This window comes from Flavobacterium sp. (genome assembly GCF_044368995.1).
GTDB lineage: Bacteria > Bacteroidota > Bacteroidia > Flavobacteriales > Flavobacteriaceae > Flavobacterium.
This window is the reverse complement of sequence record NZ_JBIPMS010000077.1, coordinates 1-7940: the sequence shown is the minus strand read 5'-3', so window position 1 is coordinate 7940 and position 7940 is coordinate 1. Positions and strand designations below refer to the sequence as shown.

The following is a 7940-nucleotide window of genomic DNA, read 5'->3' as shown; positions in this document are numbered from 1 at the left end:
TTAGATTTTATAGCTGCATTTAAAAATAATCAGCCAACAATAGTTATTGGTAGTAGTTGGCCAAAAGATGAAGAACTATTGATTCATTATATTGAATCTGCACCTCAAAAAGTTAAATTTATTATTGCGCCACATAATATCAAAGTGGAGCAAATAACAAATATCAAATCCCAAATAACAAAATCTTCCGTTTTATTTTCAGAAAAAAGTAATATTGATTTATCCAGTTTTCAAGTTTTTATAATTGATACTATTGGAATTTTAACCAAAATTTATAGTTATGCAGATATTGCTTATGTTGGTGGTGGTTTTGGAAATCCGGGTGTACATAATGTTTTAGAACCAGCTACTTTTGGAATTCCAATTGTTATGGGGCCTAACTATTCTCACTTCGCGGAAGCTAAAGCATTGGTTGGTTTAGAAGGTTGTGTTTCTGTAAAAAATCAATCAGAATTAAATGATGCGTTTAACTTGTTATTACAAAACGAGGAGGAACGATTAGAAAAAGGACACATTTGTAGTACTTTTGTGCAAATGAACAAGGGTGCTACAGCACATATATTGAGTAACATTTCTTAACAAAATATTAAAAATTGATACTATTTTCTTAATTATACTAACTTGCACGCATTAAATCATTATCCTATGAAATTTTTAAAATTATTTTTATTATTATTTTTTGTTCAAACGCAAGCCCAACAAGGTGGTATGTGGATTCCTTCTTTATTGCAAGGTATGAATGAGAACGAAATGAAAGCTTTAGGTTCTAAACTTACAGCGGAACAAATTTATTCCATAAATAAATCGTCTTTAAAAGACGCCGTTCCTCAGTTTGATGGCGGTTGTACTGCAGAAATGATTTCTTCTAAAGGATTGCTATTAACCAATCATCATTGTGGGTATGATAACATACAATACCATTCTACAGTGGAACACGATTATTTAGCTAATGGTTTTTGGGCTTATAAAATGGAAGAAGAACTTCCAAACCCAGGAGTAGTAGTTACTTTTATTGTGAAAATTGATGATGTAACCACAAAAGTATTTGAAGGTGTGGCAGTTTTAACTTCAGAATTAGAAAAGCAAAAGAAAATTCAAGAGAATATAGCAGGTTTAAATAAATCGTATGCAAGAGAAACATGGCAAGATGTTTTAGTTCGATCGTTTTATGATGGAAATCAGTATTTATTATTTGTTACAGAAAACTTCAAAGACATTCGATTAGTGGGTGCACCGCCAAGTTCTATTGGAAAATTTGGTTCGGATACTGACAATTGGGTTTGGCCACGTCATACGGGTGATTTTTCATTATTTAGGGTCTATGCCGATAAAAACAACCGTCCAGCTGATTATTCTAAAGATAATGTGCCTTATACGCCTAAACATTTTTTTCCAGTTTCTGCAAAAGGAATTCAAGAAAATGATTTTACAATGGTAATGGGTTATCCTGGAAGAACAACAGAATATTTGCCGTCTTATGCCGTGGAGCAAATGGTAAACGATTTAAACCCAGCTCGAATTGAAGTTCGTGATGCGGCTTTAAAAGTACAAGATGGTTTTATGAGAAAAGACCAAGGGATAAAAATTCAATATGCTTCAAAATACGCAGGAGTAGCTAATTATTGGAAAAAATGGATTGGAGAGCGTAAAGGTTTAATCAAAGCCAATGCAGTTGGTGCAAAACAAGTTTTTGAAAAAGACTTAACGGATAAAATTATAAAAGCTGGAAAGCAAGCAGCATATGGCAATTTATTATCTGACTTTGCAACAAATTATGCCGCTATTAAAGAATATGCTATTGCTAGAGATTATTACACAGAAGTAGTTTTAAGAAATACCGAAATTTTATCATTTGGATACCGTTTATTTCAATTAGAGCAAGTGTATAACTCAAAAGGAGAACAAGCATTTAATGATAGAAAAAAGAATTTAATTGAAGCATTTGAACCTTTGTATAAAGATTTTAATGCCCAAGTTGACGAAAAAGTATTCGAAAAATTAATTGCCATCTATAGTAAAAAATCGCCACAACAATTTTTGCCAGAAAGTGTAAAAGGTGTTGATGCCACTCAATTAGCAACTGAAATTTTTAAGTTTTCTAAGTTGACATCTTACAATGGTTTAAAAGAAATATTAGCTGGTGATACCAAAACGGTTTTAGAAAGATTAAATCAAGATAAAGGTTTCGCTTTTGTAAAAACACTTGCGGAAGCATATAATAAAAATGTAGCATCAAAATACGATGAAATTAACTTAAAAAATATGGCTACACAGCGTTCTTATATGAAAGCTATTTTAGAATTAAGTCCAAAATCGGCAAGGATTTTCCCTGATGCCAATTCTACTTTACGAGTAACTTATGGAAAAGTAAAAGGATACAAGCCGAGTGATGCGGTAGTGTATTCGCCATTTACCTATTTAGATGGTGTGATGGAAAAATATGTTCCTGGAGATTATGAATTTGACGTACCACAAAAATTAATCGACTTGTATAAAGCAAAAGATTATGGTAAATATGCCGATAATGGAAAAATGCCCGTGGCTTTTATTGCTACAAACCATACCACAGGAGGAAATTCTGGAAGTCCAGCCATTGATGCCAATGGAAACCTAATTGGGCTAAATTTCGACCGTGTTTGGGAAGGCACCATGAGTGATGTATATTATTCTCCAGAAATTTGTAGAAATATTATGGTAGATACACGATACATACTGTTTATTATAGATAAATATGCTGGTGCTAAAAATTTAATTGAAGAAATGAAAATCATTTATAATCAGTCTGATACACCGAAAAACAAAGGGAGATAGGTGTTATTTCCTAAGTGATATAGGATGATTTGTGCAAAAATTGAAAAATATTTTAAAAAAAATTAAAAAAAGTATTTGTCATTTAATTTTTTTTATATCTTTGCTTCATAAATAATTAACCTTTATAACAAAATTAAGATGAAAAAAGTTGTTTTAAGTTTAGCATTCGTTGCTGCCGTATTAGTTTCTTGTAACAAAAAAGCTGAAGAAACTCCAGCTGCTGACTCTACTGCTGTAGATACTACTGCTGTTGTAGCTGACACTACTGCTGTTGTAGCTGACACTGCTGCTGTGAAAACAGATAGCGCTGCTACAAAAACTGAAGAAGTTAAAAAATAATATTTGACCTTCTTTTCGAAAAGAGAATAATCCCGACTTGCTCGGGATTTTTTTTGCTCAAAAGTGAACGAAATAGCATGCAAACACATTTTGCATAGCTTTATTAGGTAAGTTTTGTATTTAATTATATGTTATAAAGAAATCTTTGAGAGTTTTTGTATTTCTTTGTGAGTCTCATCGGGAAATCTCTCAGTTAACCAAAAACATCTTCAGCTGTTGGAAAAATTTCATGAGGCATTGAAAAGTCTAAATATTCAGCTTTTGCACCAGATCTTAAAATTTCAGTAATGCCTTTTTCTAGCATGAATTGGGTAGTATATTTCCTGCTAACAGCAACTTCTTTATTGTTTAAAATAATTTTAAAGTAAAATTTCCCTGCTGGCGATCGAAATCGCATAAAAAACAAGTGTTCAATAGATTTTTTAACTACTTCAATTTCATTTTCACATTCAAATCGTAACTCAAAGGCATTACTAATAAAAATGGTTTTTCCTTTACGAGAAGTTAATTCGTATTTGTAATGTCCGCTAGGTTTTTTGCTGATTACAAAGGTTGCCATTTTTATATTTAAATTTTACAATAACAAATAATATTGCATCTGGTTTTTAGAATTACTTTTAACAAAAAAAGCTCCAAACATAGTTTGAAGCTTTTAGTACTCAAGGCGGGACTTGAACCCGCACGGGCATTACTACCCACTGGATTTTAAGTCCAGCGTGTCTACCAATTCCACCACTCAAGCATGCCTGCTTTTTGAATTATTTTAGCTAATTTTTAGAAAAATTAATTAAAGATATACTCGAGCATTTTATTGTGTGAACACAACAATTGGTATTTTTATACTATTGAGCGAAAAACGGGGCTCGAACCCGCGACCTCGACCTTGGCAAGGTCGCGCTCTACCAGCTGAGCTATTTTCGCAATTTTTAAAGAACGTTTGCATTTCTTGCGTAATGCGAGTGCAAATATAATATATATTTTTATTCTCGCAAGTAGTTTTACTAAAAAAATCTAATCTTTTTTTTAATGATTTGAAAGTGAAAAAGTTATATTAATTTTATTTTTTCGTTAACATTCTTTTTATTTCATTCAATTTCATTAATGCTTCAACGGGCGTTAAAGTATTGATATCAATATTCATAATTTCTTCTTTTAAATTTTCCAATAAAGGATCGTCTAAGTTGAAAAAACTCAATTGCAATTCCTCTTTTTCGGCCTTAATTTCGTTTAAAACCTCTCCAGAATGGTCTTTTTCTAATTTTTTTAGTATTTTTTGTGCTTTTTGAATCACTGTTTGTGGCATTCCAGCCATTTTTGCAACATGAATTCCAAAACTGTGCTCACTTCCGCCTTTTACTAATTTTCTAATAAATAAGACGGTATCTTTTAATTCTTTTACAGAAACATTGAAATTTTGTATTCGCGTAAAAATCGCTTCCATTTCATTTAACTCGTGATAATGAGTAGCGAAAAGCGTTTTTGCCTTACTTGGGTGTTCGTGTAAATATTCGGCAATAGCCCAAGCGATTGAAATACCATCATATGTTGAGGTTCCCCTTCCGATTTCGTCTAATAAAACCAAACTTCTTTCGGAAATATTATTCAAAATAGAAGCGGTTTCGTTCATTTCCACCATAAAAGTAGATTCGCCCATCGAAATGTTATCACTTGCACCAACACGAGTAAAAATTTTATCAACAACACCCATTCTCACTTTTTCTGCAGGAACAAAACTTCCCATTTGTGCCAGTAATACAATTAAAGCTGTTTGACGTAAAATCGCAGATTTACCCGACATATTTGGTCCGGTTATCATAATTAATTGTTGTGTTTCTCTATCCAAAAAAACATTATTTGAAATGTAAGGTGTGCCAACTGGTAATTGCTTTTCAATTACTGGATGACGTCCTTCTTTAATTTCTAAATCAAAGGAGTCATCTATTTCAGGTTGCACATATTTATTCTCAACTGCCATTTGTGCAAAACTTTGTAAACAATCTATTTGAGCGATTAATGCGGCATTTAACTGAACTGGTTTGATATATGTTGCCATCCAATTGACCAATTGTTCATACAGCATACTTTCTAGTTGCGAAATTTTATCTTCTGCACCTAAAATTTTCGATTCGTATTCTTTTAATTCTTCTGTAATATATCGTTCTGCATTAACTAAAGTTTGCTTTCTAATCCATTCTGAAGGCACTTTATCTTTATGTGTATTTCGTACTTCAATATAATATCCGAAAACAGAATTAAACGAGATTTTTAAAGATGGAATTCCAGTTGTTTCACTTTCGCGTTTTTCTAAAGCTTCCAAATAGCCTTTTCCTGTTGATGAAATAGTTCGTAACTCATCTAATTCTGAGTTTACACCAATAGCAATTGCATTTCCTTTGTTTATGGCTACTGGCGCATCAGGATTTAAAGTTGTATCAATTTTTTCTCGTAACAATTCGCAAGCATGCAAACTATCGCCAATGGTTTTTAAGGCTTCGTTTTTAGATTGTAAAGCCAATGTTTTTATTGGAATAATCGCATCTAACGAATCTTTTAAATGAATGACTTCTCTTGGTGAAACTTTTCCAGTGGCTACTTTTGAAATCAAGCGTTCTAAATCGGAAATTTGTTTAATTTGATATTGAATTTGGTATAATTCTTCTGGATTTTCTTTTAAATACGCTACTACTTCGTGTCGGCCTTTAATTTTATTGATGTCTTTCAAAGGCAATGCCAACCAACGTTTCAGTAATCGCGATCCCATTGGCGAAAGCGTTTTATCGATCACATCAATTAATGTAACCGCATTAGGATTGTAACTGTGGTATAATTCTAAATTACGAATTGTGAATTTATCCATCCAAATATAAGCGTCTTCTGCGATTCGTTGAATGTTTGTAATATGTTGAATTTTATTGTGTTGCGTTTCTGATAGATAATACAAAATGGCACCTGAAGAAATTACGGCTTCGTTGAAATCATCTATACCAAAACCTTTTAATGAATTGGTTTGAAAATGTTTGGTTAAACATTCAAAAGCATAATCTTCTTTATAAATCCAATCTTCTAAATAAAACACGTGAAAATCTTCTCCAAAATGTTGTTTGAAATCTGCCTTTTGTTGTTTCGAAACCAACACTTCACTTGGTCTGAAATTTTGCAATAATTTATCAATATATTCTTCGTTTCCTTCAGCAGTTAAAAATTCGCCAGTGGAAACATCTAAAAAAGTTATTCCATTGGTTTTTTTACCTAAAAATACAGCGGCTAAAAAATTATTTGATTTCGATTGTAAAATATCATCGTTAAAGGAAACTCCTGGCGTAACTAATTCAGTAACCCCACGTTTTACAATCGTTTTTGTCATTTTCGGATCTTCCAATTGATCACAAATGGCAACTCGTAATCCTGCTTTGACTAATTTTGGTAAATAAGTATTGATTGAATGATGCGGAAATCCTGCCAAAGCGGTTTCGCTTTCACTGCCATTTCCTCTTTTGGTTAAAGTTATCCCTAAAATTCTGGAAGCACGAATGGCATCTTCTCCGAAGGTTTCATAAAAATCGCCCACACGAAACAACAAACACGCATCAGGATATTTTGCCTTAATGGTATTGTATTGTTGCATTAATGGAGATACTTTTGGAGTAAAATCTTTTATTTCGGATGCTGATTTTTTAGCCACAACTTAAAATTTAGTGAAGGCGAAGTTAGTAAATTCAAAATTCAATAGCAATTAGAATCTTAAAATTCAATTTTAAGTTAATAAGTTTTGAACTCAGATGGAATAAATTATATAAATTATCGAAATTTCTCTACAGTGTGTTGAAAAAACAAGTCATAAATTTGTTTAATTCTTAAAATCTATGCACAATTTCAAAATTTCAAAATTGACATATTGACGAATTAAAAATTATTTATATTTTTGCAAGATGAGAAAATTAGGTAATGCCGAGTTAAATCGAATAAGTAAAGCTGCATTTGCTGAAGCTAAAAAAACACCTATACTTATTATATTAGACGATATCAGAAGTTTGCATAATATTGGTTCTGTTTTTAGAACTTCCGATGCGTTTTTAATTGAAAAAATCTATTTATGTGGTATTACGGCTATTCCGCCAAATAAAGAAATTCATAAAACGGCCTTAGGCGCTACTGAAACAGTAATTTGGGAATATGCAAAAGATGTTTTAGAAGTTGTAGCGAAATTGAAAGCTGAAAATATAAGAATCTATTCCATTGAACAAACTGAAAATGCGATTATGCTGGATAATTTTGAGCCTGAAATGGAAACTAAATATGCTTTAATTTTTGGGAATGAAGTTAAAGGGGTTTCACAAGAAGCTATTAATGCTTCTGACGGTGTTATAGAAATTCCACAATTGGGAAGTAAACATTCCTTGAATATTTCAGTAAGTGCTGGAATTGTAATTTGGGACTTGTTTCAAAAGTTGCTGAGAAAAAAATAATTATTAGTTTTATATTATATGTTTTAAAATGATTAAAATCTTAAAATCACTTTGTTTATTACTATTAACTAGTGTAGCAATAGCTCAAAATGTAGCTCCTATATTACAAGCAACGGGAAATCAGGTATATTGTCCACAAACTTCTTTGCCAATTGTTACCAGTATGTCGATTACAGATCCAGATGACATTGGTATTGCCGCCATGTACATTCAAATTTCTTCTGGTTACGATTTTGGACAAGATGTTTTAACATTAACAGGTATTCATCCCGCGATAACTTCTTCTTGGAATGCAACAGAAGGGAAATTAACCTTGATCGGAAT

General features: G+C 32.0%; 6 protein-coding genes, 2 tRNA genes and 1 pseudogene. 5 read left to right on the top strand and 4 right to left on the bottom strand.

Annotated features, from left to right (window positions below; translation table 11 throughout):
• The 3 genes from ACIQ2I_RS06450 to ACIQ2I_RS06440 all read left to right on the top strand — a co-directional run.
• Positions 1-579: 3-deoxy-D-manno-octulosonic acid transferase (locus ACIQ2I_RS06450; protein ID WP_396181611.1), on the top strand; the 579-nt coding region annotated here is incomplete at its 5' end.
• Positions 580-645: 66 nt separating this feature from the next.
• Positions 646-2811, top strand: coding sequence for a S46 family peptidase (locus tag ACIQ2I_RS06445; RefSeq protein ID WP_396181610.1), 2166 nt, complete (start codon positions 646-648; stop codon positions 2809-2811).
• A 138-nt stretch (positions 2812-2949) separates the two neighbouring features.
• The gene (locus ACIQ2I_RS06440; RefSeq protein ID WP_396181609.1) at positions 2950-3150 is read left to right on the top strand and encodes a hypothetical protein; all 201 of its coding nucleotides are present in this window, start codon (positions 2950-2952) and stop codon (positions 3148-3150) included.
• Between the two features lie 193 nt (positions 3151-3343).
• Here the strand turns inward: ACIQ2I_RS06440 and ACIQ2I_RS06435 are convergent, their stop codons facing one another.
• From ACIQ2I_RS06435 to mutS, 4 genes are all read right to left on the bottom strand, one after another.
• On the bottom strand, positions 3344-3709 hold the full coding sequence (locus ACIQ2I_RS06435; RefSeq protein ID WP_396181608.1) for a DUF1508 domain-containing protein: 366 nt from the start codon (positions 3707-3709) through the stop codon (positions 3344-3346).
• A 97-nt stretch (positions 3710-3806) separates the two neighbouring features.
• Positions 3807-3892: transfer RNA gene (locus tag ACIQ2I_RS06430), tRNA-Leu, on the bottom strand.
• Positions 3893-3998: 106 nt separating this feature from the next.
• Positions 3999-4071, bottom strand: a tRNA-Gly gene (locus ACIQ2I_RS06425).
• 136 nt (positions 4072-4207) lie between these two features.
• A complete protein-coding gene (gene mutS / locus ACIQ2I_RS06420; RefSeq protein WP_396181612.1) occupies positions 4208-6775 on the bottom strand; it encodes a DNA mismatch repair protein MutS in 2568 nt (855 codons plus the stop codon).
• Between the two features lie 304 nt (positions 6776-7079).
• On the opposite strand from mutS, the gene ACIQ2I_RS06415 reads away from it, so the two are divergent.
• The gene (locus tag ACIQ2I_RS06415; protein WP_396181607.1) at positions 7080-7616 is read left to right on the top strand and encodes an RNA methyltransferase; all 537 of its coding nucleotides are present in this window, start codon (positions 7080-7082) and stop codon (positions 7614-7616) included.
• 28 nt (positions 7617-7644) lie between these two features.
• A pseudogene (locus ACIQ2I_RS06410) lies at positions 7645-7940 on the top strand (lectin); the annotation flags it as partial.

Bases quoted from the DNA above. Each gene is read 5' to 3' on its own strand.
- ACIQ2I_RS06445 (WP_396181610.1), top strand. From the start codon at position 646: ATGAAATTTTTAAAATTATTTTTATTATTATTTTTTGTTCAAACGCAA.
- ACIQ2I_RS06440 (WP_396181609.1), top strand. From the start codon at position 2,950: ATGAAAAAAGTTGTTTTAAGTTTAGCATTCGTTGCTGCCGTATTAGTT.
- ACIQ2I_RS06435 (WP_396181608.1), bottom strand. From the start codon at position 3,709: ATGGCAACCTTTGTAATCAGCAAAAAACCTAGCGGACATTACAAATAC.
- mutS (WP_396181612.1), bottom strand. From the start codon at position 6,775: ATGCAACAATACAATACCATTAAGGCAAAATATCCTGATGCGTGTTTG.
- ACIQ2I_RS06415 (WP_396181607.1), top strand. From the start codon at position 7,080: ATGAGAAAATTAGGTAATGCCGAGTTAAATCGAATAAGTAAAGCTGCA.